The sequence below is a fragment of the Mariniflexile sp. AS56 genome, assembly GCF_030552475.1.
Taxonomy (GTDB): Bacteria; Bacteroidota; Bacteroidia; order Flavobacteriales; family Flavobacteriaceae; genus Mariniflexile.
This window is the reverse complement of record NZ_JAUPED010000020.1, coordinates 1-24,441: the sequence shown is the minus strand read 5'-3', so window position 1 is coordinate 24,441 and position 24,441 is coordinate 1. Positions and strand designations below refer to the sequence as shown.

The window sequence follows — 24,441 nt, the reverse complement described above, 5'->3', positions numbered from 1 at the left end:
TTATGGCAATCAAATTAAATAAAGAAGAAAGTGTATTAAGAAATGAGCTTATCTATGCGGGTGATGCCAAAGCTGTAAATATTGACAATGTTTTTGTAAACCTATTTATGTTATTAAAGCATAACGGTGTTAGACCAAGACAAAGGGCAAGAAGTAATTCATTTATAGACCTAGAAACACTTCAACGCGTTTTTGGAAAGCTGGAAGAAGATGGAGCGGTAAAGGGTTTCAGCGAGAATAAAGAAGCAGCAGTATTATGGATGCGAAGTAATTTAGTAAATATGGTTTTTAGAGGAAACCTCGATAAAGAAAAAATATCTTCTTTAAGACCAATTCATCTTGAAAGCTATCGTGTTAGAAATGCAGCGCATACAAGAGATTATAATACCGCAGATCAAGTATATCTTATGCTTGGAGCTAACCCCAAAGTTAAAGAAGATTTAAAAAGTTTTTTAATGGAAGGTTGGGATAATACCACTAATAAAATAACTATAAAAGATGGATTGGATGTAGATAGTTTAGGACTACTGCATATTATTAAAAATATTAAACCTGGTTTTCTAGATACAAATACTTCATTAAATAAAATTAAACCTTTACTTAAGAAACAAGCAAAACTTTATTGTGATGATGTAAGACGATTGCTTGTCTACAAGAGAAAAATACCAAGAAACGTAGTTGTAGATTATTTAAAAACAATAACATCGTTTCACTTATCTATTTATGTTCAAAAATTAGTTTATCTGCTTCCAGAAATGGTGGAGAAAGGATCTGTTGAGCTAAAGGATAACTGGAGCATTGTAATAGACACTACAGATAACAATGAAAGTAAAATTGCGAAATTAGCAAGTAGTGATGCAGAAAACCTTACAAACAGTGTTTACGATTATGTTAAGGCTACATTTCAAGTGAATGCAGCCCTAAGAAGACTCAAGTTAGAAAAAACAGATTCCTCTAACTTAGATAAAGCACTTTCAGCATTAGCAAAGAAGCCAAATGGTTTTGAAATTTATTTTGAAACACAATGGGATAACCTTTATAATTCTCTTGAAGAAGATGATAGGGAACTTATTAAGGATATGGTGAAGTATGAAGACACCTATTTTGATAAATACATAGAACTTATTGTTAAAGCCCGTGGCGCTTATCAATACCGTTATCACGTTCAGCTTATAGATAATCTAGCTCAAAAAAACACAGAGCGTGGTTTTATGGCTCAAGGAAGAAGCAAAAAGCATCCTAGAAGATTTGTCTTGGGAACAAGATTACTAGAAACTCTAGTTCAGATACTTGTTCTTGATGTTGCTGATGATCAATTTACAACTAAGACTTTATCTATAGAAGAACTTATTGAAAATATAAGAACTAGATATGGTCTAATTATTAATGGCCTTTCTGAAGAACGCTTTAAAGAAGCTGATCTTAATACTCACCTTGCTTTTAAAGAAAATGTAGAATCATTCAAAATGAAACTGCGTCAAATAGGATTTTATAATGATTTAAGCGACGCATACATTTTACAAAGAATACGTCCACGCTACGAATTAAACGATTAGATAAGAATGGAAACAGTTACCATAAACATATACTACCAAAAAATAATTAACCTTATTCTAGAGTTACATAAACCAGACTTTGAAAATGCTTCTGCTGGTCATTGTATGAAAATTACAGGACTAGGTGTTTTAGAATTGGAATATCTATGGAATGTAATTCGAGATGAACACAAACACTTAGATCTATTTATTGTTTCTGAAGTTGAAAAATCTGATGATAGATACATTACTGCAACAAAGCTAATTGAGTTAAGAAATAAGCAGGATAAACCACTCTTTATTTTAATTCCTTCTAATAGTAGAACAGCTGCGGAAGATTCTTATGGTAATGCAACTTTCAAAGAAATTTCATTAGAAGGCATTGAGTTCGAATTAGTAGCTTCATTAAGAAACGAAATTCCAGATGACATCTATGAAGTAATATCTACTGATATCATAGATTACTTAGATCCCATTAATTCTGAAATAATTGATTATCTGATTGCAATTTCCGAGGATCAGTATGATATTGATTCGATTGGAAATAACTTATTTCATTTATCACTAATTCCTGATAATATTTTATTGAATCAAAAAGAAAAAATAAGGTCTAGACTTAATTTCAATAGAGAAAGTGTTGCCTTATTATCTGCTTTTAACAAACCACTTTATGATCGTATTGCAGATTTAAGGTTAGAAAACGATTCCATTCAAAAAGACATTGTAGATTTTCTAAAAAAAGAAAAGGATGCAAAAAATGCTCAAGACATTTGTAAGTCAATAAATGATGGTTACAGTAACTTAAATTTCAGTAATTGGCCAATACCTGATTTAGATTTTACTCACATTAAACTAATTACTGAGGAAGTAAAATCTACTGATTTAAAAGTTGAAGAAGGAACAAACGTTTTATACGCTCAAGAAGGTAAAATTGCCAAATTGAAAGTTCGTTTCCGCACCAATCCTAACCCTAAAGACATCAAGGACTTGAAATTCTTTAGAATTATTTTGATGGCTGTAAATGGCAGTAATGGTGAGGAAATTACAGTTTTAAGAAAAGTTAAAAACTCAAACTCTAACAGACCGTATAGAGATGTTACATTAGAACTTAATCCTAATATTATAGAAGAAGGTTCTTATTTTCTTAAGGTTCTAGCTGAGGACGAGCACGGAAATATGCTTAATTCAGACGACGAGTTTAGAGATGTTAAAATTCAAAAAGCTTGGGAACAAGCTAAAAAAGATGATCCTGAGACACAAAAAAATGCCTTTCCTTATAAATTGACCTGTGATTCAGATGATTTTGATTATGTAATTGAAGATGTAATTGATAGAGACGAAAATCAAAGAAAGGACAAACTTAATAACGTCTTACAAGCATTTTTAAAATATCGAATTGAAGCACTAAAGAATGATGAAGATAACCATATCCCTGAACCTTCAGAAACTTCAAATCTTTGGATAAATGATGGAAAGGAGAAGCACTCTTCTACCTTTCATATTAATTATTCAGATAGACATAATTATCAAATTAATATATCTACAAAGCTTAGGCAAATAGAAAATAAATTTTTGCAAAATTCTGATAGTCTTGGGTATGTCAAATCTCAATTAAAGAGTAACAAATTAGCTATAGGATTCGAAATGCTCGAATTCGTAAAAAGTGAAGTTAATGAGATAGCTCCCAAGTCATTATTGAAACAAAGAAAAGAAGTTTTTGATGCTATCATAAATTCTAATGAAAATGGAGATGGGATATTTGAAACGTCAAACATATTTGTTTTTAAGGAAGAAATTAAAAAATACGTTGATAGCTACACAAAATGGACGACTAAGTTAAAAACACAACTAGAATCTAATGAAATTGACTTAGAGGAAAAGACTAAGCTAAAAGAGTTTTTGATTGACCTTCAAATGATTGATGTAGCTAGGGTTAAAAGCAAATTGCCTGATGGCAGTAAAGTTGAAGCCTTATTAATATCGCCATTGCATCCGCTTAGACTTGCTTGGACAATTCAGCTTATTGAAGTATTTGAAAACTGGGAAAGACAAACCAAAGAATTTTCAGGTCATAAAGAAGCTTGGTCACAACATCTTGAAGATTTATTTATAGGTAATCTATCTCCAGAAAATAATCAGTTAGTATTAATTGAGCCAAATTCGCAAAAAGCATATAATTATAGCGGTGAATTATCATTCGGTTGGGGACTTTATTTGGGCACGATTTCTCAGGAGTCAAAAAATGGAATGACTTCTATATCTAGACAATTACAGCACTATTTAAGGTTATTATTTAATATTACCAAAGACAACTATGTTGAAACTGATTTAAGCCTAAAGTTAGTCATTCGTCACATAAAAAATTATTTAGCACAACACCCATATATAGATAAGCTAGTTGTAAATTTATTTAATGCAGGTGATGCAGAAGTGTTCTCCAATGCTTTTGTCGAATTAGAAAAAGAAAAGGCATTTGAAGATATAAATTATGAAGTCCGAATATTTACAGGAGATGATAAGATTATTGAGCACGGAGAGTCGTTAAAAGCACTTATTAACCCAGAGTCCAATATTTCTGAGGAAGCTGAAGCATTTTCTCAACCATCTAGAAATAGATTGTTCCCTAAACTTCGCTTTTCAATTAATAATATAACTGATTTTCTCAGAGACCCTTCAAGCTATACCTCTCACTTGAGCTTTTTAATAAGCCCATTCCCTATCTCTATTGAACTTATAAAACCTGCAGTAGAAGATCGAAACTTTTATTTAAACGGATTAATAACGGATTCTTCGGTCTTGGTTGATGAAAATGGATCGCAAATAAAATGGAACAGATTTATTCAAGGCAACAAATTGCCAATTAAATATGATACCACAGGAGCAAATGGTATTAAACTTTTTGAAAATATTCAAAGCTTTGTTAGTAGCGCGCTAGTCTCAAAATTCACTGCTTCGATTCCTTCCACTCAGCTAAGATTAAATGATAGAGACAAAGTCCTTTTAACGCACCTTCACGATTATTCAGATTGGGTAGTCACTTTTGACAAAAACTTAGGTCCTCAAATTTTTGACCAGCCATCAAAAGATGGTAAAATCCCGTTTTTACTAGACTATGTTCCAGGCGAAGAAATTCTTGGAATATCATCTTTTCTGACTACTCGACCTACATCAGAAGTTTTAGGCTTACTAGGACCTCACTTTGAAGAATTTAATTTAGACATCCATAATGAGGAGGATGAACATAAAATAAAAATTCTATTAGAGGATCTTAGAGCTGTGAGTAGTTCTTTAGTATTACAGCTTAATTCAACAAAAAATAAGGCTTTTGAAGTTATTGGTTCTGCATTTACTAAACGTGTTCTAGAGAAAAAAGAAATGCTGGAAGACGCTTTCCTTATCCCAATTGATCTTCATCAAAATTTATTCGAAAATCTACCTTCAGGTAGTAAATCTAGAGCAGATAATCTTTTGGTCTCAATGAATCCAACTAAAAAAGAAATTTCTATTACTGTTATAGAAATAAAATGTAGGAAATCGTTGGGCGAAACAGAAAAAGACGCGCTAAGATTAAAGATGTTAGATCAAATAGAAAACACTATTGAAGCTTTACGCAACCATTTTGATCCAGAATATAATAATTCTTTTGACAGACTAGATAGAGAGATTAAGAATAAGGAATTAAAGTCATTGCTTACTTTCTATTTGGAACGAGCAAATAGATATGATTACCTATCTAACAATGCATACAACCAGTATCTTGCATTTATGCAAAATCTTGATGCAGGATTTTCTTTAAAGTTTAAAAGATTAGGATTAATATTTGATTTTGCAGCTAAAGAAAGACATAAGAAAACAGTTTTAGATAATGACTCTATATTCTTCACTTTTGGTGGTAAATTGATTGATGATATTTTAGATCCTGATTCTGATTTAAATACAAAAAGACTCGAAGAAAGTGATTTTGATAAAGATATTAGTAACGCATTCGGCAATAAAAATGAGCTAAAACCATTTATGCAAAAATTTAAATCTAAGCTTGAAGATCAATTAGATACCGAAGAAGGCTTAGATTCTACAGAAACAGATAATGAAATAGAGCTTGAAAATACTGATTCTACAATTAAAGAAAACCTTGACTCCAAAGATAGTGAAACCGAAAATTTAGCTACTGAGGATATAAATTCAAATTTAGTGGATGCTTCTATTGCAGAAAAATCTTCTAAAGATCACATTATCCCCAAGTATGATATATTAATTGGAAAAACTTCAGCAAGTAACCAATTTGGTATTCTTGGTGAGAGTATTCTCCAAAAGAAAATTGCAATTGACTTAAGTGAAACAAATACTATAAGTCTGTTTGGTGTTCAGGGTGGTGGGAAAAGTTACACCATTGGAACAATTTCAGAAATGGTTTTAAAGCAGTTTAGCAATATAAATCAATTACCCTCTCCATTAGCAGGAGTTATTTTTCACTACAGTGAAAGTATGGATTATGAGCCTGAGTTCACTTCGATGATTTTACCAAATGATAAAGAAAATGAACTATCTAAATTAAAAACTAGGTATGGAGCTGAACCAGATAATATTGAAGATGTTATCATATTGACCCCAAAGGACAAAATTGAAGAAAGAAAAGCTGAATACCCTTCGATTAAAGTTTTACCAATTGCTTTTAACTCTAAAGAGCTGAACGTGCAAGATTGGATGTTCATATTAGGAGCCATTGGGAATGATTCAACTTATATTAGACAACTAAAAGCAATTATGAAAGAGCATCGATCTAATATAACTATACAAGCCCTCTCAGACAGTGTAGAAGCATCAGAGCTGTTAAGTAATTCTCAAAAGGCTTTGGCTAGGCAAAAATTAAGTTTTGCTCGTGAGTATGTCGATGATGGATTTATGATGAGAGATGTTTTAAAACCGGGTCGATTAATTGTTGTCGATTTGAGAGATGAATTTATAGTTAAAGATGAAGCATTAGGATTATTTGTTATAATGCTAAATATTTTTTCAGCCGTTAAAAAAAATAACGGCCTTCACTTTAATAAGTTTATTGTTTTTGATGAAGCTCATAAATATATGGACAATAAAGATTTGACTGGAAATATAGTAACTGCTATAAGAGAAATGAGGCACAAAGGTGTTAGCATTATGATAGCTAGTCAAGATCCACCAAGTCTTCCAAATGAAATAATTGAATTAAGTTCAGTTGTCTTACTTCATAAGTTTAATAGTCCACAATGGTTAAAGCATATTCAAAAATCAATTACTCAATTATCAACACTAACACCAGCAGATATGAGCGCTCTTACACCTGGAGAAGGTTTTTTATGGGCAACTAAAGCTACAGAAAAAAGTATATCTGCCAAACCAGTTAAGGTATCGACAAGACCTAGAGTAACAAAACACGGAGGTGGTACCATACAAGCTACAGGAAATAAATGAAGTCAATAACATTAACACATAAAGGAAAAAGAAAAATCAATCAAGATGTTGTTTTAGTAAAAAACATTAATCCTGACACATATTTATATGTGGTTGCTGATGGTATGGGAGGCTATGACAACGGAGAAATAGCGGCACAAATCACAACTGAAAGCTTACTCACTTTTTTGTCAAATACGGAAGTAATAGACAAAGAGAGCATTCAAAAAGCTATAAATAAAGCCAATCTTGCAATTCGACAATTTCAAGAACAAAACCATTCAAAACTAGGAGCAACACTTGGTGCAATTATATTATCGAAAGGGATTGCAAAATGTTTTTGGGTGGGAGACATTAAAATCCTGCATTACTCAGGTAAAAAACTTGTATTTGAAAGTAAGTCACATAATTTAATAAATGAACTTTCAGGTAATGAATTCTCAAATAAAACCTTAAAGCCATCGAAGTATTCTCATATAGTAACTCGTTCTATTCAAGGAGACGTGAAGAAATCTGTTATTTCTTATCAAGAGTTAGATACTAAAGAGAATGACGAATTGATTATTTGCTCGGATGGAGTTCATAGTATAATAGATAGTCAAACTATGCTGTTTTTAATGAATAATTCAAAAAATTCAGCTTTTTTTATAGATGAATTAAATTGTAGGTTGGGAAATGAGGCTAATGATAACGCTAGTCTAATATATATTACAGAATTTAAATAGCAGGTATTCTTATTCAGAAACTCATATGTTACAAGGAAAAGTAATACTCAAAAATGGCAAACAAGGTTACATTGAATTCGATGTTGAAGTGAGAATTTTAGAATGAGCAAACATTATTAATTATAACTCTTAAATGTCTAATGATGGAAAATATTTAGTGGTTAGGGAAATACTACTAGATTAATGAATCAACAAAGTTTATGACTAACTATATAGAACGACTTAAAGACTACTGGAAATCTAAAGACTTAATTTTCATTGCCACTTACACAAAACACAAGGGAAATAGTGGGTTTTTCAATCATTTCACAAATCCAGAGAGTAAAATGAGGTTGTATTATCCTGAATTCGATGGGGTCGAAATTATTGATAAGCGTGTTTCCTTTTACTATAATAATGATACTGAGCTTATTGATGGTAACTACTATAAAGTTGAATTAGAATTCATAGATAAAACCAAAGGTAAAAACAACCCTTATTCATTAAGTATTAAAAAAACGTCAGGGTTAAATCAAAACAAAATCAAGAAATTTTTAGAGAAAAAAAATATTGAGGCTTCAACAAGCACAACATACTTTGGTGGTTATCACAAAACAAATGAAACATTTGCGGCATTTGAAAATGTGGTATTTAGTGAGTCAGGTGAGGTTTTAATGCATCTAGGCGAATCTCAAAAGGTCTTCGTGTCTCCAAGTATTGTGCTGGAAGAAGGAGCTTACTATACATTTTCTATTAAGGAAAATAAAGGAAAATTACCTAATGCTATACCTACTACAATTGAAAAACTAACCCTTAATCCGTATCAAGATTATATACGTTTACGTTTTGAAAGGCTCAACAATCCAGAAGCAAACAAGATGATAGCCAATTTGATGCGTGAAATTGGAAAAGGAATGTATTCTTCTAAACAACGTATGATTTTCGAGCTATTACAAAATGCTGATGACGCTCCAGGAAAAGAAAAAGTTGAATTCCATATAGATATTAACGGTGATTATTTCTTTGTTATGCACGATGGAGCGCCTTTTAATAAGGATGATGTTGAGGCAATTACTAGTGCTGCGGAAAGCACCAAAAGAGGTGATAACAAAAAAACAGGATACAAGGGGATTGGCTTCAAATCTGTATTTACAGATAGCTCAGAAGTGTGGTTGAAATCGGGTGGATACCAGTTTGCTTTTCTTCGGAATAGTTCATTATTTGAAAATTTTGACAAGTTCTATTTTGGAAGTGAGCGATATAAAAAGTACCCTGAACTGTTAGAAGAAGATAAGTTAAAGTACAGAAACCAAAGATTAAGATTTAATGGTTCAACTGATATACCTTGGCAAGTAATTCCCATTTGGCATAATAAATTACCAAATGAGTTTAATGACAGTAACTTCAATAATTTTAATAATCCCGTTCAATTTGCATTAAAACTTGGAGAAGATAATATTGAAGAATATAAAACAGCCATTGATAATATTACTAAACGTCCACAGTTCTTATTATTTTTAAGAAACACCTCTAAATTTAGATCTCCAAAGAATGGCGTTACAGTTCTTCGAAATGATATTGATAATGTAATTGAAATAATCAAATCTCAACGAGGAGAAATAAATCAAACTTTTCAATATACAAAACATACTTTTGAAAATATAGAAGTTTCGGATGAGGCATTCTTGCAGCTCAATATTGGATTAAAAAAACAATCCAAAATCAATGACTACAATGAAGTTACTCACTATTTTACAGATTTGGATGGAAGAGAAATAGAAACAATACCTCCTAAATTAGCCTCTGTTAAGGAAACCGAAATTTCGTTTGGTATCTCACTAATAGATGGCAAAATCACTCCTGAAAAGGAATATCTTAAAGAGTTCACCAAATACTCCAGTTTGTTTACATACTTACCAATGGAAGATATAAGATTTCAACTGCCATTTTTGGTTAACGCTGACTTTGTTCCATCTTCAGATCGTCAAAATATTCAAGGTGATAACCTTTGGAATAAGTACATAATGATTAAGGTAGCTGAGAAGCACGTTGCTACCCTTTATGACTATGCTACAGAATTTATAACTGACAATAATTTATATCGTTCTTATTTATCATTGCTTCTAAAGAATACACTTCCAGAAGATAATACAGCACAATCAATAATAGATAGTTATAATGAAAAATATTTAGAGCAATTAAATATTTTATCGATTGTGGTTAATGACAAAAATACAACCCAGTTATTATCCGAAACAATTATTGATAACTCAGGATTTGTAGAATTATTTGGACACGATCTTTTCTATAAAATTATTGAGACAGATAAACGGCTTCCTCATATTAATCTTGACACAAACTATTTAAAGAATTATGATTATTTGGAAGTTGAAATTATTGAATTGGAAGAACTGGCTAATCATATTACCCCAGAGTTTTGTGAACAATTAGGTGTTACAATTGCCGAAAAATTGCTTTACGAAAAACCTGAATTATTAAAATGGTTAGATGAACTGATTAGCCATACACCTAATTATTTCGAAAAAATCCCATTTATCGTCCATAACAATTCCTTGTTCTCCCTCGAAAGATTGATTGTTGAAGAAGATGCTTGGATAATCAATAAAAATACATTTGAATATTTAAACCTTATTAAGGGCTTAGGCTATCACACAGTTAACCTTAAGCTTAATGAATATACATATATTAATAATTTTTTACTCTCATTTAACGGCTATATAAATGACAAAACTTTAGCGTATGAACGTATATCTAAAAATTCGAAACTTCCAATCCTAAACATTAGCTTAAAGCTTAAGCTTATTGATTTTCTTCAGAATAGTGAGTTTATGGTAGGTATTGGAGAAACCAAATATTTTAATGAATTAAGGCTATTTGTTGACGATAAAAGAAAAGTTCGACCGCTACGCCAATTAATTAGCAGGCAAGAAGATATAGAGATTGCCACAATTCAAAAATTTAGAATTAACGAGGCTGAATTTAATAATCTATCTGATGCTTTGAAAAAAGAATTAATTACTAAAAATGAAGTATTCGCATCATTCATTCTTGATAGAAAATTATTTAATGAGTATTCTGAACAATTTAGCAGTCAAAATATTGAAGTCTATGTAAGTAATTTAAAAACTATTTTTAGTTGGAAGAATGAAAATGAAGAAATACTTCAAAGTAAATGGGCTGATATACCTTGGTTATTTGTAGATGATGAAACAAGGTTCTTGACTTGCGATAAAGTATACTGGTCAAATGCATTCCCTACAATGTTTCCTAAAGATTATGAATTAATCAAAGCAATACTACACCAAGTGGAACTAAAAACGCTTCCACTTCAAGAGTGTGGAGTAATAATTCAAGTGTTCAAACTAAAAACTAATGATAGTACTGATATAGACTGGACAAAAATCAATGACCTTAAAAAGCTTTCTGCAAATTCACTTCTAGACTGGATGGAGAATGATGGTAGTTTCAGTGATTTTTTTGAGCAATACACATTAAAAGTTAATGATAATAGTTTATGGTCTATTTCAGAAATTGAAAATACCCAAATCTTTGATAGTTCAAATGAAGAACTAAGCGCTTACATCAATTCCAATAAAAGACTAAAAACTCTGTTTACAGAATTAGATAAATCATTATGCAGTGACGACCGAAACAAAATTGGATTGTTACAGGGTGATAAATTGCTTACTGCAATTATTCAATCAAAAGCTTTTGATCAAAATTTGGCAATATTCCTACCTTCAAGTATATCTTCGGAACAACTTAAAAGTTTTATTTTAAACTTAACCGAGTTTAACCTAAAAACGGATGTTGAATATAATAGTAATACACCTGAGCATATAATTATTTATCATCTTCTTAGAATAGTAGAAGATATTAATGCAATTCCAGAAGAAACTCGAAATACTATAGATATCCTAAGGGATAAAATCAAGATTAACCAGAATCCGTTAAGTAATTATGATTTAAGCAATAGAATTCAATTTGGTAAAGGTGATGACAAAATGATACTGAATCTATCTGATGTTCTAGAAGAGTTTAAAGGAGAATCGGATGTTTTAGATAAACTGATTGATTCTTTTGGGTCTATAAAAGAAAAAGCCAAATTACGAAAGCTAATTTTCAAAACTAGAAGAATGTCCTTCAATGACATTTGTGCCAAAATTGAAGCTGAAAGAAATATTTATTATTCGGAGTATCAAGTAGTGTTTCAATTGTTGTATAAAAAATATGTCGGTCAACAAAAATGGACGAAAGTTCATTTTGATGATTTTTTGAAAAAACAAGAAGATCAAGTTAAACTTCAAAGTTCATATCAATCATTTCTAGATATAATATTTGAATTAGATTTCACTGAATTGAAAGATTTTAATTTTCTAGATTTAAATCTTGAAAATTGTTTAGATAAGAGTTACGCTATTAAATCCGAATTCATCCCACCTTGGTTGGAGGAATGGGTTGTCATTGACCAAAACAACAGAGCAGAATTTATTACAAAACTTGGTTATAATGGAATAAATAGCTCAATAGTGAAGTTAAGACAGGCTATTATTTCAGAAAACATTGATTCTGTTATGATAAATGGTCATTATGCAGCATCAATAAATAATTCACAAGTTATTTGGAATACTCTTAAATGGTTATCTAGTTTTAACTCCAAAATAATTACAAGAAACATAGAATTAATTAAGCAAATTAATAATGATGTTCAACTTGAAAAAGATGATTTAGAAGATGTTGTAATACCAATTATTGAGACAATTAGTCTAGATGGAAATAAGGTGTACAGATTGCAAAAAGTACCAAAAGAATCTAAATTGTATTTACTTAATGACAATGAAGAATTTGCGCACTCAATTTTTACGGAAATCAAAAATGAAAATAAGACAGTATTGTTTATAGATGGTAGCTCTGGTAATATATCAAAACACTTCGATACCGAAGTGGTTAAACTTATTGACTGTATTAATGAAGAGTTGTTAACGGAAAATTCAAACCTTTGGCAAGAGCCATTTTATAAAAAGTGGGAGTATGGTTCGGAATATCCGATCTATATCTACAATGGAAATGAAATCCCTTACTTACTGACTTTTAACAACAGTATCATCAGTAAATTTACAAGTGACTTGAAAGTCACAAATGATGGTAAGTATTACGTATCCAGTATTTTAAAAAAGGACGTTTTAGATAATTTGCCTTCAGGTTTTCCAGATAATATGTTGGCGAATTTAAAAGATTGGCACTACAAAACCCTTCAAAATGATACTCTTCTTGATGAAGATTCTTTTGATTATAAAGAAGATATAGACCGGCTTCTTCAAGATAGACTAGGTATTTCAGAAGAAGATCAAAGAAAGGAAAGTGGTAATGCAAAGACTCACGCCGTTTACTTTTTAGAAGAAAATGGTTTTGACATATCTAAAGTTAATAATGTAGGCTCGGCACTCACAAACATTATAGATTTAGATGGCAATATAATAGATTGCATAGTTCGAAGTGCTAAGGGGGGGCTGTTGTATTTAGATAAGGAACATTGGGATATGCTAAAAGATGACCATACTTACTTAATTGTTATATATCCAGGAAATAGTCCAAGACTTTTCAAAAACAGACTTGAATTATTAAAAGAAGAGTTGGCTGAAAATGTGTTGTTTAGGATACCTAATAATAAAAATACAATCGAAATTGACGGTGTTTTTAAAGCTTTAGAGTCCGAACCTCACATAATCTTGGTAACCAGCGAGAAAATGAAAGAGAACCTATTTTCTAAACTAAAGCAAAAAAGAAATTTTAATAAGGAAGAAAATGGCGCAGTTGGTGGAGATGATTTTACATTATAATTTATTATGGTAACAAAAGAGAATCAAGTACAATTTTATACAGAAGAACTTAAAGAATTAGAGTTCTCAGTAAAAAAAGCGTTTAGCGCTACAGGGATATCTTTATTTCAAATTGGTAATTTATATATTGGTCAATATCGTGGAATCGATGAAAAAAGAGGAAATGTATTTGTAGATATACCTACAGGCAAACAATACCACGCTCCACGCCTTGATCAAAAGTTAACTTGCTTTACGTTAAAAGCAGGATTGGAGCGTCCTTCAAGTTGGGACAACCTCACATACTCTGATTTATTAAATGACCGTAATCGTACTGATACAAAAATAGTAGATTATATTCCTTCAAAACGTGAAGGTTGGATTACAATGCTGATTAGAGAAATGGATACGGAGTTTATCGACAGCTTACAATACAATCAAATATTAGCTTTTGGTCCAACAATACCTCCCTTCGAGTATTTACAAAATCTAAAAGATTTCAGCGAAGGACTAAATGTGGACGGTACAGAACTTTGGGAAAAGATATTAGGGTTTAAATATGCCTTAAACATTGATGTTAGCCCGAAACTACTTACGGAAAATATAGATATTGTAAATGAGATTATAAAGGAGGTCGAAAAATTATCGGTCTATGTTTTCCAAGGCCCTCCAGGTACGGGTAAAACTCATCAGGTAGCTGATTTGGTCTCAAGATTAGTTCTTAAAAATAATTCTGTTCTTATTACAGCTTTAACAAACAAAGCAGCAGTTGAAGTTTGTGAAAAACCTTTTTTTGATAGGCTTTTTGATGAACAACGTGTTTCTAAATTACCCATTTCAATTGATGAACGAAAGAAATTCCCTAAACTTTTAAATGCCAAAGACCTCGTGCCCATTAAAGGGCATCTTACTCTAACAACATTTTATCAATTTTCAAGAACTTGGGAGGAACAAACTCATTCTTATGATTATGTAATTATTGAGGAGGCTTCTCAAGCATATTTAACAACGATTGCAGCTGCTTGTAAAGTTGGTAAAAAAGTAATTGTTGTAGGTGACCCAAAACAAATTATTCCTATAGTTACGAATAAGAACTATAAAGTTTTTCCAAAAATTGATATGCTCATTCACGGTATGAGCACACTTAGTCAAATTGGTGATTTCTCATTTAATAGAAAAACTGAAACTCGCAGACTTACAAAGCGTTCGACAGCATTTACGAACAATTTTTACGGGAACACAATTCTATCAAAATCTTTATATGAAAATATAGAATCTGATATAGATAAATTTAACGAATTAGCTTCAATTACTCATTATAATGGTGGCCCCACTTTAATTCAATTTTCGAATGAACTAGAAAATATTTTAAATCAAATGATACGGTTTTTAGTTACAGGATTGAATGAGTTATCAGCATTAAAATCAAACGAAATAGCAGTATTAACCCCTTACATTGAAACTCTTACATATTTACAGCAGAATTTAAAATCAAAGACAAATTCAAGAAACTATCTTATAGAGTCTGTGGATAGAGTACAGGGGCTGGATGTGGATTACTGTTTTTATGTTATTCCAAAAGCAAGCTCGTTTTCGTTTAATCTTAACCGATTTAATGTAGCAACTAGTCGTGCTAAAAAAAGTACTTTCATTCTTGTAGAAGAAGATTTTGACCGTTTTGTAAATCTCCCAAATGAGGTTGGTAATTACCTTTCTACGTTGAGAAACGAGTTTGCATTTACCGTAGATTCAAAAACAGGCAAATGCTCAAAATCGAACAGGGTTACGTCTAAGGGTAATGAAGATAACTTGATAATCAAGGTGGAAGAAACAACTTTAAAAAAAGAACAGAATAAACCTGAAAGTAATCATCCTAAAGCGAACGGTATTGGGTTAAAAGTTATTGGAAAAATTGATGTTTCAAAATTTGAAAAGCCTAAAAAGGAAATTAAAAAATATAAGGAAAACCTGTACATAATAGACACTAACGTATTTGTAGATTATCCTGAAATAATCTCCAAAATAAACAAGAAGTATCCGGTAATATTATCTGCAAAAGTTTTAGACGAGCTTGATAATTTAAAATCTAAGTTGGACAATGATGGTAAAGTTAAAGTACAAAAAGCTTTAAAGTCAATAAATCGAAATATTGATAAAAGGGATTTAAGAATGGAAATGGCTGACTTGTCTTTACTTCCAATTGATTTTAATAATCGTTCCGCTGATAATCTGATCTTAACAGTGGCTTTAAAGTTTAAGTCCGAAAACCCTATTTTATTAACTTCTGATAATGGTTTACAGATAAAGGCAAAAGGTATGAAGATTACAACAATTACGCTTAAAGAATTTCTTGGTCAATCTCGAAGAAATTAATTTTATTTAAAAATAGATTTAGCTTCTTTAAAAACCAGCTCAAAATTAGCTTCCAATTCTTCCTTTGAGTATTCCTTTGAATCATCGGGAAGCTCTCTTTTAATATCCTGTAACTTAAATTGAACTTTCAAATCCTTACCATCTGCATAAGTGATGAATTCACCTTGTTTTAATCTGAAGAAAACGTCAGCTCTTATCTTAGGAATTTCTTTTTCTCCAGTGGTAATACGTGTATCAAAGTCTAGGTTATGCCCACGACTTATGCTCTTTGTTGGGTCTTTGACAATCTCAAAAAAGCGTTCATAATATTTTGCAGTATCAGGATCGTTAACCTTTCCAAAAAACTGATAGGATAGATTGCTTAAAATTGCCTTACTCGCTTTATCACCATACATCATATCGTTTTGTATTTTGTCTTGCATTACGTAAATCGTAGATATATTATAGCTTCGCAGTGTTGCAGGAATACGGTGCATATTTAATAAACGTATCGTAGGTGCTTCTTCCATAAGTAAAAAGGAAGGCTCACTATTTCGCACGCTCATTTGTTTGGTAATTGTATGGATAATAGTCGCAATTACTGGTGAATAAGAAGTTTCAAATTTTGGGTTATTTACAATCGAAATTACCGTAGGATTATTTTTGTTATTGATGTTTAACGGAACATCATCTGCCGATAAAGCCATAAAAATACGCTGTGTACTAATTCGCTTTAAAGCATTGGCCAAGGTGCTTTTTACACCAGCAGTCTGTCTTTCAGAATCTTTGCCACTAATAAAAGCATCTGCCATTGCTCGTGAGGTGGTGTTGGTTTCCAGAAACTGGATTAGGCTTTTTGTATCAAGAAATTGATAAACAGCTATCAAATGGGGTAACGTGCAGTATTTTGGATAATCCGTTTTTAATTTCCAAATTAACCCACCAATCAAACCTTCCGCAGCATCGTTGAAGAATTTTGTTGTGCCTGTTGTTCCACTTTCTCTTTGCTCTAATAGATTTTCGATTAAGACCCTTGAAACCTCATTAACGCTTTCCTCGTTCTCTAAATAACGTGGCGCAATAGGATTTACCCTATGGATGATTTTATCGAAGGAAATGACCTTAAACGGAATATCGCTATCCTTGAAAAGTGGATATGCCATTTCGGTCAATTCAAAATCTTTATAGTCGTGGATGATTCCACAAAAACCTTCTTTTTGGAAGTGTTTCAGAAATCCATAAACCACACTTTCGGTTTTTCCGCTTCCAGCCGATCCGATGACGGATGCGCCACGTTTGATGTTATCTAATTTGAAATTTCCTTTGGTGGTCGCAAAGTTGACTTGGTATTTACTATCTCCGTTTTGCGAGCTTTCTGTTTTATGAAGAAAAACGTATAGTCCTGTATTAATTAATAGTAGCGGACAAACTAGATACAACAAAATCAATGTTAATTCATTTCCAGCAGCAACATAGAATACGAGAAATGACAGTATTGCGATATTCAGAAGAAACGCATACTTGCTTACCCGAAACATCGCATAGAAAACAGTACTGGTAAAACCAATAATTGAAAGTGTCGTTATGATATTATCTATCTGCATAATACTTAGATTCCGATGGAACTTGATTTAATTGCTATTTCTGCACCACGTCTTAACCGTTTGAAAACCCGAAGTGCAATTTGTGCTTGGCTTACTGGAATACTTGGTATTACTGACAAGCCTGTTTTTGTAATCATTTTAAAAGCCAATGCCTTTTCGTTAGCTGGCAGTTTCATCAAAGCAGCAAAATAGAGGTTGGGATTTTTTACAAAATCTTTTCTTGCTTTGTAGGTTTCAGCAAAATTGCGTTTGTAGCCAAATTTTGTATCGAAGGTTTTTTCTGCTTTCGCGAAAAAGGTGTCCCTATCAAAACCTCGCTTTACCTTTTTACCGTGCATTTCAACCTCTGAAGCTATGTGTTTACTACCTGGCGAAAGACTAACGGAATTGGAAGCATCTTTTCGGCTTACGATAATATGGATATGACTTTGGTTTCCATCTTTTGCCATTCCTTGAACTATTCGTTTTCCATTTTGTTGATGTGGTGCTTGTCCTTCTAATTTGGTAATTTCTCTTTTCATTTTTTTAATATTTCCATCAGCTCTTCCTGCTTCAATATTTCGGATGTCCGTTTTTAGCTGCAATATTTTTGTGGCGAAAGGTTGGTTTTCTTTTATCTGAATATCTGTTCCCTTAAAGGTTCGTTGCTGTTCAATTTTAGCATAATATTTAATGTCATCTATTGTTATGGGTCTTCCGTTTATTTCCCGATTGAATGATGTGACATAATCTTTCATTATCTCTTTGGTGTAGGTTTTTAAATCTTTCCGATTGTTCTGTAATCGCTTCAATTCATACTTCGATGGGCTGACCGTAATGGAATAAAATTTAGGTTCTTTCTTTTTCAATTTTGCGGTGTTTCCATCAATTTCTTTTACCACTTCCTCTGCGGAAATTTCATCGCCATATTGATTAAAAAAGTGTTCCATATCTCGCGTTTCTAAACCTTCATTTTCTTTCTCTAAATAGCCTACAAAATCTGCTGAACTTTGGGAATAATTACCGCCTAACTTTTGAGCTGTGATTGTGATATACATAGTTCAAAAAGTTATAGTTGATTGCTTGAGTTTTGCTTTTCGCGAAAACTGACTTCCTTCTTTTCTTCAGCATATTTCTTTTCTACGATTAGCGGTTTTTTAGTTGGTTCTTCGGTTTCAAAAAGTGATTGAATCATCGCCACCGTAGGTTTGGTTTGTGTCTTTTCTACGTCTCGCATTATGGCAATTACCGCATTGATTCTTTTTAAAAGTTTGGCTTCAATAGTTCGCCCTGTCGGACCTAGTTTTTCCTTAGGTGAGATTTCATTGTAAAAGAAAAAATCGAGCATCGTTGCCATTGCCTCGGTGTGCGATTTGAAGTAGGTGCGTGAGAAAGTTTGGAAACGCTTTGCAGTTTCCTTTTTAAATCTGATTCCGATAAATGAGTCCATAATTTCGCCGATTTGTCGCAAAATTTCCCCTAAAAATGGGCGTTTCCAGCCCGTTTGTCGCAAATCGTTGATTGTCAGGAAATTAAAATATATTCAAGTCGCTGATAATCAGCAGCTTGAAAACAAAAAGGAATATGAAACATCGCGCAGCGTGTTACCCTCTTGCTATTCCTTTTCGTCACGCGCAAGCGTGACAAAAATCCATACAATCCGGTTAAAAAACCGATTGCCATTTTAGGAAAATAATTTTCCGATATGTTATTTTTTGATGTGTACGGTTATCGGCGAAAGTCGAAAAGTGGATAACCTTACTTTAATTTGTGTGCTGTATTTCCAGCGATATAAAGATACGTTTTTTTATTGACTTCAAAATTAATTGCATACGAAAGCACCTCTAAAATTTTAGAGGTGCTTGCTTTTAATTTCAAAAACTATATGTTGAAAATGTATTTATACGAATACAAATTCCGTAGTGCTTCTTCATCAAGCATCTTGTCCAAACTGGTATTATGCTTGGTTGCATAATTCATAATATCCTTGCCATATTTTTCCTTTACATCTTCTTTGGAACTGGCAATTAATCGCTCTTGTGTTTCCTCGTTCAAATCGGTAAAATTTAGATATATCATAACTTCCGATTTTTAATATTCGCTTGGCAACATCAGCGTGCCATTTACAAAAAATAACCGCAGTTCATCAAGTGGAAAATCGGTAACCCGATAGCCGTGTTTTTCTAGAATATTATCATTGCCATCGCTGTAAATTATTTCAGCTTCATAACCAGAATAATCTTGTTTTTCTTCGGGTAATCTTTTGAAGTCAATGGTAATAAATTCACTTCGGTTCATCAAACTTTTTGCAATTACGGAAGTGTCCGTGATTAACCAAAAACAATCTGCTATATTCGCAAGATATTTTAGTCCGTCTGTAAAACGTGTTCTTAATAATGGGATTTGATAGAACATTTCCGTTCCGTGAAAATGTTGCAATCCTTCCTTAATTTCGTTAACTTGTGCTTTCATTGTACATATTATTTAAAGTGTGAATAATGAAAAAGAGGGCGCATCTTTCGACTGTTACGCCCTCTTTCATTTTAAGATTTACTTGTCGTCTTTGCTTCCAAGTAATAGAACTTCATCGGCTACAACTTCCGTAACATAGCGTTGTTCGTTATCATCATTTGTATAACTTCGGGTTTTAAGTTTTCCCGATATTCCAACTTCTTTGCCTTTAACAACATACTTCTCTACAATTTCGGCAGTTTTGCCCCAAGCTACTACGGTATGCCAATTCGTGTCCATTTGCTTGTTGCCTTCCTTGTCCTTGTAATACTCATTTGTTGCTAATGAAAAACGGGCTACTTTCTTTCCGCTTTCAAGGTTCGTAATGGTTGGCTCTTGTCCAACGTTTCCAATTAACTGTACGTGATTTTTGATAGTACTCATAATAAAAAGATTTGTGCCTGCTTTGTTACAGACTGGTTTATATTTCCCCTATTTGATTTAAACTGAATTAAATTTTAAGGGGTGTTTGTTCTTTTCTTCTGTGCACCGCACAATGGATAGAGTGGGTTTTGTCCAGACTTTTTGGGATAAAATCAGGTGTGTTTGCGACGTAGTAAATTCCTTGGAATTTCAAGGAAGTAGAAACCTTATTTTTCACTAAAACTTGTATAGTCTTGACAAGTTCCATAAGGGCATTAGCAATTCTTTTAAACGCAGTTGCGTTTGAGCGTACCGACAGTTAAGCGAAATAAGCAGCTGTGTTTAATCTAGAATTGGTTATGTCGTGCCAGTTTTTCGACGACCCGAAAAACGACAAAGGCTTTATCCATTATAAACCCCTTAAAATCTGTAAGGCAGCGGTTCGGTTTTTAGGCATTTTCGAGTAAGGGCTCAAGAAGACCGCACAGAAAATTCCGTTAAGAAAACCGAGGCGATGACTTTCCGATGAAAAAGCGGACTTAATTCACGATTTTGGCTCAGGAATGTAGTGTCACGTTCCAGCGTAGCGGATCGGGTTAACGTAATGGAAAGTCGAAATTGGGGATTGTGTCCAAGACCTTATATAGGAAAGCTCTTTTCCTGAAATGTAGCTTTTCGCGCAATGCAGGGGAATGTGCTTATCGGATTATGAAAAGGGATTGCTCTCGTTTAATAGAATGTTAAGCGGACTTGACTTTAAAGGTGTAGATTGAAATGAAGCGATTCTGCCATTTTCTGGCAGGTTCAGTGCAATGGAAATCGGAAGCTTAGAAGTTGTGTCCAAGACTTTTGTAGTGAAGCGCATTTCCAGAAATGAAGCTTTTATTGCGGAATGTAGGGGAATGGGCTGAATAGTTTTTTACTACTATTCTAAATACTTTTTAGTTAGATAAAAAAGGTAGATTTAACTACACATCCTTATAGCCTCTCTAACTCGGCAATAGTTGTTTTAATTTCCTCAATGTCTTTAAATATATGGCCACCAATCTCTAAAGTCAATTGATAATAAGGTAAAATTATTTTCGCAAAACTCTTTTTCTTATATGGATTTTCTTCTGCTTCCATCTTAGACATACGGACATCGCCATATTTTAGTAATAATATCGTAGCTCGACGAATATTTCTCTGATTATCCTTTTCCTTGATTTTATCAATTAGATTGAAGAAGTCTTTATCATTCTTTATAATATCATCTTTGTTTTCATAACGCTTAAGTTGATCGTCTATCTCGATATCTTCAACCCGATCCATATACATTGTTATGTTCTGTCCAGCCCAAAAACCATATTGCTCGTCATACCAAATACCAGAATCGTGAAGCTTACCGTAAAATTTTACAGCATCCTTTATCCTAAAACCTTTCAATCCATCTTCGGAACCAAGTAAGGTAATTTTAGAGTAATTAGGGAAGTAACCATTTATTTCCTTGTCTTCACTGTAGCTACTCCATAGATCCCAATAGAGTTTTTTAAATTTTTCAAATACCGCAATAACAGCATCGACTTTTGGATAGAAAAAAGTTGATAGTTCGAAAGAGTTTCTTTGTACACCATCTACATTAATAGGATCAGAATCGTGCATAACATATTCTCCATCCTCAAATGAATATGCGGAATGAAAGAATGTGTTTCTTATTTCTTTGAAATGGATTTGCTCATAAAATTCGATAAGCCCTTGTTTGCTCGAATCTGCAAATAACTCCATTAGGAAGTCCTGTTTCTCTCCTATACCCAATAATCTTTCATACTTACGAGTTTTCCAAAACAAATAGGATGATCCCTTATAACCCAAAGTAATCCGGCATAAGCTTCCAATCATATTATAGAAATCGCTGTTTTCAAAAAACGTTGAGTAAAGCTGCAAAGCAACTCGTGCCTTCTCGTTTCCCTCAAGCTCACGGTATAACCGAGCATAAAATGGAATTGCCTCAAACCATTCCAGTAAATTGGAATTGAGATTTTGAGAACTTATACCCTTGTAGTTCATAAGAGTTAGAACAACATCAAACTCACTGGCTGCTTTTGCTTCAGTAAATAATTCTTCTACGTTACTAACGGCTGCATTCATATAATTCTTTTTATCTTTATAGAGAGGAAGTTATTCGTATTCGCTAAAATTAAAGTTAGACGATTAAGTTAACTCTTAATAAATTTAGAAGGTGTCGAAAAATCTTTAACGATTTGTAATACTTCATTTATTTTTTCTGGTATATACTCAATATCCATTTTTAAAGATATAGTTCGAGCAAACAAGACCTTGTCGAAAACGGCTTTTTTCTTTACATATAGTATTCTACTTATATTAGTAAGAAAGTCTTTTGTAGGATCAAAATCTGAAACCAAAACATCAACACCTTCAGTATAAAGATAATTAAGTATCTCAACTGAATACTTTAAGTCAAAAAGATCTTCAAAGGTTCCTTTCTCAATAAATATCATTCTATATTTATTTTGCTCATTTTGAACAACCCGATTTATATCATCTCTTTCCTTTATTGCATCGGAATCTAAAAAGCAAATAATTTTTCTTTCAGGATATTTACTACGCATATTGAAAAAGTCTTCTTTCAATTTTTGTTTTGATTTTGAATTATATACTTGAATTTCATTATGAGATAACACGAATCGCCTTCGAAAGGCTAAAATAGGAATAGATATTTCTTCACTTTCTCCTTCGACCAGTATGATAATTTTTGGGTCATTTACCACATTTAAATTTGGTAAAAAGCTACCAAATCTTTTTGATATTGCAGTTTTAAAATCTTCTACAAACTCATCAAAATATACAAGTCCTATTCTTTCTGCTAATTTTGTGTTTTCTAACAGCAATTTATACTGAAGTAATTCCTCTGGTAAATTGATAGTTTGTTTTTTACCGCAACAAGGGCAAATCATATCGTCTTTTAATTCATTCTTTCTTGATTTTGCAACCTTTGTAATCTGATCAAATTCATTAGAAAATTGTTTTAGCTCTGAATGCTTTGAAAAACCTTTTAAACCGTATTTTTTAAAAACTTCGTGATCTATCTGAAAATAAGAATAATGAAGAGATTCGCTCATTCCGATCTTTGGCATTTTTACTTCTTCAAAAGTTGAGAATCCTGCTCCTAATTCCTTGTGTTCCCTATTCAATTTTTCTACATACCTCCTGTAAAATAATGTAATCTCTTGAAGCGGCGGAAAATTCATTAACCTAAAAAGAAGTTTTAATTTTTCTTTATTACTTATAGGTAGAGTTCTCTTACTCAGTCTAACTTCCAAATGGTTATCAAGGTTCATTTTATCAAAACCTAAATCTTTGACAATTTTGGAAAAATTATGCTCTATATCATCATCGGTAAGACTGGCTAAATTCATTAGATGTTGTAGCTCATCATTTTCTTCATCTGCTTTAGTGAGTTCGCAGATTGTTAGTGTGTATGGTGTTGCTTCAACAGTCCAGTTAAACTCATAATTAATTGCAGGTAAATACTTCTCGTAAAGAATTTCAAGAATGGGTTTCCACATATTCTTAAAAAGATAAAATTTATCAGTTACAATTAAAACTTCATCAGCATTAATGTCTTTTTCACTTGTTGCGTCGGGAATCTTCACTAGTAGTCGAACAATATTATTTAATATAGTATCGTGACCGAATACTGCTATTCTATTCAAAGAACCCTTAATCAATCCCATATAACCACCTTCAACGATTTTTCGCCAGTCTAAGTCGCTATTTTCAACTTTCTCTTCTTTTTTCATAATCAGTATATCTTTTCAATAATACTTCCACAAGTTAACATTTCATCTCCAAAATACGGATTCCGAATATGTTATTCAGTATTTAAACAGATAGTTCCCTTGTTATTATTGACCATCGGACATTTTTGTACATATAGTATTAGATTAAAGGTTTTAATAATCATTGCAATTGTAACTATATTATTTAACGCTTGAGAGAGCGGTTTTTTGGAAGATAACGATCAAATAATGGAATTCGACAGCATTTAATGGGTCAAACATAAAAGTTGGGGAGAATGTTATCTTTGAATAAAAAGTGTTTAGATTTTGAATATAGAATTAGCCCG

The 24,441-nt window shown here is 32.3% G+C and carries 13 protein-coding genes; 5 read left to right on the top strand and 8 right to left on the bottom strand.

Features of this window, described 5'->3' with window-relative positions; genetic code table 11:
* Window positions 1–2 precede the first annotated feature (2 nt).
* From Q5N74_RS16940 to Q5N74_RS16920, 5 genes are all read left to right on the top strand, one after another.
* Entirely contained in the window at window positions 3–1,556 is a 1,554-nt protein-coding gene (locus tag Q5N74_RS16940) for a hypothetical protein (protein WP_304390187.1), read from the top strand.
* A 6-nt stretch (window positions 1,557–1,562) separates the two neighbouring features.
* Window positions 1,563–6,983 carry an ATP-binding protein gene (locus tag Q5N74_RS16935; RefSeq protein WP_304390186.1) on the top strand — a complete coding sequence of 1,807 codons (5,421 nt, stop codon included), beginning with the start codon at window positions 1,563–1,565 and terminating at the stop codon, window positions 6,981–6,983.
* Window positions 6,980–7,687 carry a PP2C family serine/threonine-protein phosphatase gene (locus tag Q5N74_RS16930; protein ID WP_304390185.1) on the top strand — a complete coding sequence of 236 codons (708 nt, stop codon included), beginning with the start codon at window positions 6,980–6,982 and terminating at the stop codon, window positions 7,685–7,687. The genes Q5N74_RS16935 and Q5N74_RS16930 overlap by 4 nt, the downstream gene beginning before the upstream one ends.
* 200 nt (window positions 7,688–7,887) lie before the next feature.
* Window positions 7,888–13,527: a sacsin N-terminal ATP-binding-like domain-containing protein gene (locus tag Q5N74_RS16925; protein WP_304390184.1), complete on the top strand. Its 5,640-nt coding sequence runs from the start codon at window positions 7,888–7,890 to the stop codon at window positions 13,525–13,527.
* A gap of 6 nt (window positions 13,528–13,533) precedes the next feature.
* Window positions 13,534–15,879, top strand: a complete 2,346-nt coding sequence (locus Q5N74_RS16920) for a PIN domain-containing protein (protein ID WP_304390183.1) — start codon at window positions 13,534–13,536, stop codon at window positions 15,877–15,879.
* Window positions 15,880–15,881: 2 nt separating this feature from the next.
* Here Q5N74_RS16920 and Q5N74_RS16915 read toward each other — a convergent pair whose 3' ends face one another.
* The 8 genes from Q5N74_RS16915 to Q5N74_RS16880 all read right to left on the bottom strand — a co-directional run bounded on the left by Q5N74_RS16915 (window position 15,882) and on the right by Q5N74_RS16880 (window position 24,115).
* Window positions 15,882–17,462, bottom strand: a complete 1,581-nt coding sequence (locus tag Q5N74_RS16915) for a type IV secretory system conjugative DNA transfer family protein (protein WP_304390182.1) — start codon at window positions 17,460–17,462, stop codon at window positions 15,882–15,884.
* 5 nt (window positions 17,463–17,467) lie between these two features.
* On the bottom strand, window positions 17,468–18,499 hold the full coding sequence (gene mobB / locus Q5N74_RS16910; RefSeq protein ID WP_304390181.1) for a MobB family relaxase: 1,032 nt from the start codon (window positions 18,497–18,499) through the stop codon (window positions 17,468–17,470).
* A gap of 11 nt (window positions 18,500–18,510) precedes the next feature.
* Window positions 18,511–18,891 (bottom strand): BfmA/BtgA family mobilization protein, encoded by a 381-nt coding sequence (locus tag Q5N74_RS16905; RefSeq protein ID WP_304390180.1) that lies wholly within the window; start codon window positions 18,889–18,891, stop codon window positions 18,511–18,513.
* Between the two features lie 431 nt (window positions 18,892–19,322).
* Complete coding sequence (locus tag Q5N74_RS16900) at window positions 19,323–19,520, bottom strand: hypothetical protein (protein WP_026813267.1); 198 nt, start codon at window positions 19,518–19,520, stop codon at window positions 19,323–19,325.
* 12 nt (window positions 19,521–19,532) lie between these two features.
* Window positions 19,533–19,913 carry a DUF6876 family protein gene (locus tag Q5N74_RS16895; protein WP_304390179.1) on the bottom strand — a complete coding sequence of 127 codons (381 nt, stop codon included), beginning with the start codon at window positions 19,911–19,913 and terminating at the stop codon, window positions 19,533–19,535.
* A 78-nt stretch (window positions 19,914–19,991) separates the two neighbouring features.
* Window positions 19,992–20,336, bottom strand: a complete 345-nt coding sequence (locus Q5N74_RS16890; RefSeq protein ID WP_304390178.1) for a single-stranded DNA-binding protein — start codon at window positions 20,334–20,336, stop codon at window positions 19,992–19,994.
* A gap of 957 nt (window positions 20,337–21,293) precedes the next feature.
* Window positions 21,294–22,442: a hypothetical protein gene (locus Q5N74_RS16885; RefSeq protein ID WP_304390177.1), complete on the bottom strand. Its 1,149-nt coding sequence runs from the start codon at window positions 22,440–22,442 to the stop codon at window positions 21,294–21,296.
* 68 nt (window positions 22,443–22,510) lie between these two features.
* Window positions 22,511–24,115 (bottom strand): hypothetical protein, encoded by a 1,605-nt coding sequence (locus Q5N74_RS16880; RefSeq protein WP_304390176.1) that lies wholly within the window; start codon window positions 24,113–24,115, stop codon window positions 22,511–22,513.
* Window positions 24,116–24,441 lie beyond the last annotated feature (326 nt).

Coding starts and splice junctions, on each gene's coding strand:
- Q5N74_RS16930 (WP_304390185.1), top strand. CDS start 6,980: ATGAAGTCAATAACATTAACACATAAAGGAAAAAGAAAAATCAATCAA.
- Q5N74_RS16920 (WP_304390183.1), top strand. CDS start 13,534: ATGGTAACAAAAGAGAATCAAGTACAATTTTATACAGAAGAACTTAAA.
- Q5N74_RS16900 (WP_026813267.1), bottom strand. CDS start 19,520: ATGATATATCTAAATTTTACCGATTTGAACGAGGAAACACAAGAGCGA.
- Q5N74_RS16885 (WP_304390177.1), bottom strand. CDS start 22,442: ATGAATGCAGCCGTTAGTAACGTAGAAGAATTATTTACTGAAGCAAAA.
- Q5N74_RS16940 (WP_304390187.1), top strand. CDS start 3: ATGGCAATCAAATTAAATAAAGAAGAAAGTGTATTAAGAAATGAGCTT.
- Q5N74_RS16925 (WP_304390184.1), top strand. CDS start 7,888: ATGACTAACTATATAGAACGACTTAAAGACTACTGGAAATCTAAAGAC.
- Q5N74_RS16915 (WP_304390182.1), bottom strand. CDS start 17,462: ATGCAGATAGATAATATCATAACGACACTTTCAATTATTGGTTTTACC.
- Q5N74_RS16880 (WP_304390176.1), bottom strand. CDS start 24,115: ATGAAAAAAGAAGAGAAAGTTGAAAATAGCGACTTAGACTGGCGAAAA.
- Q5N74_RS16905 (WP_304390180.1), bottom strand. CDS start 18,891: ATGGACTCATTTATCGGAATCAGATTTAAAAAGGAAACTGCAAAGCGT.
- mobB (WP_304390181.1), bottom strand. CDS start 18,499: ATGTATATCACAATCACAGCTCAAAAGTTAGGCGGTAATTATTCCCAA.
- Q5N74_RS16935 (WP_304390186.1), top strand. CDS start 1,563: ATGGAAACAGTTACCATAAACATATACTACCAAAAAATAATTAACCTT.
- Q5N74_RS16890 (WP_304390178.1), bottom strand. CDS start 20,336: ATGAGTACTATCAAAAATCACGTACAGTTAATTGGAAACGTTGGACAA.
- Q5N74_RS16895 (WP_304390179.1), bottom strand. CDS start 19,913: ATGAAAGCACAAGTTAACGAAATTAAGGAAGGATTGCAACATTTTCAC.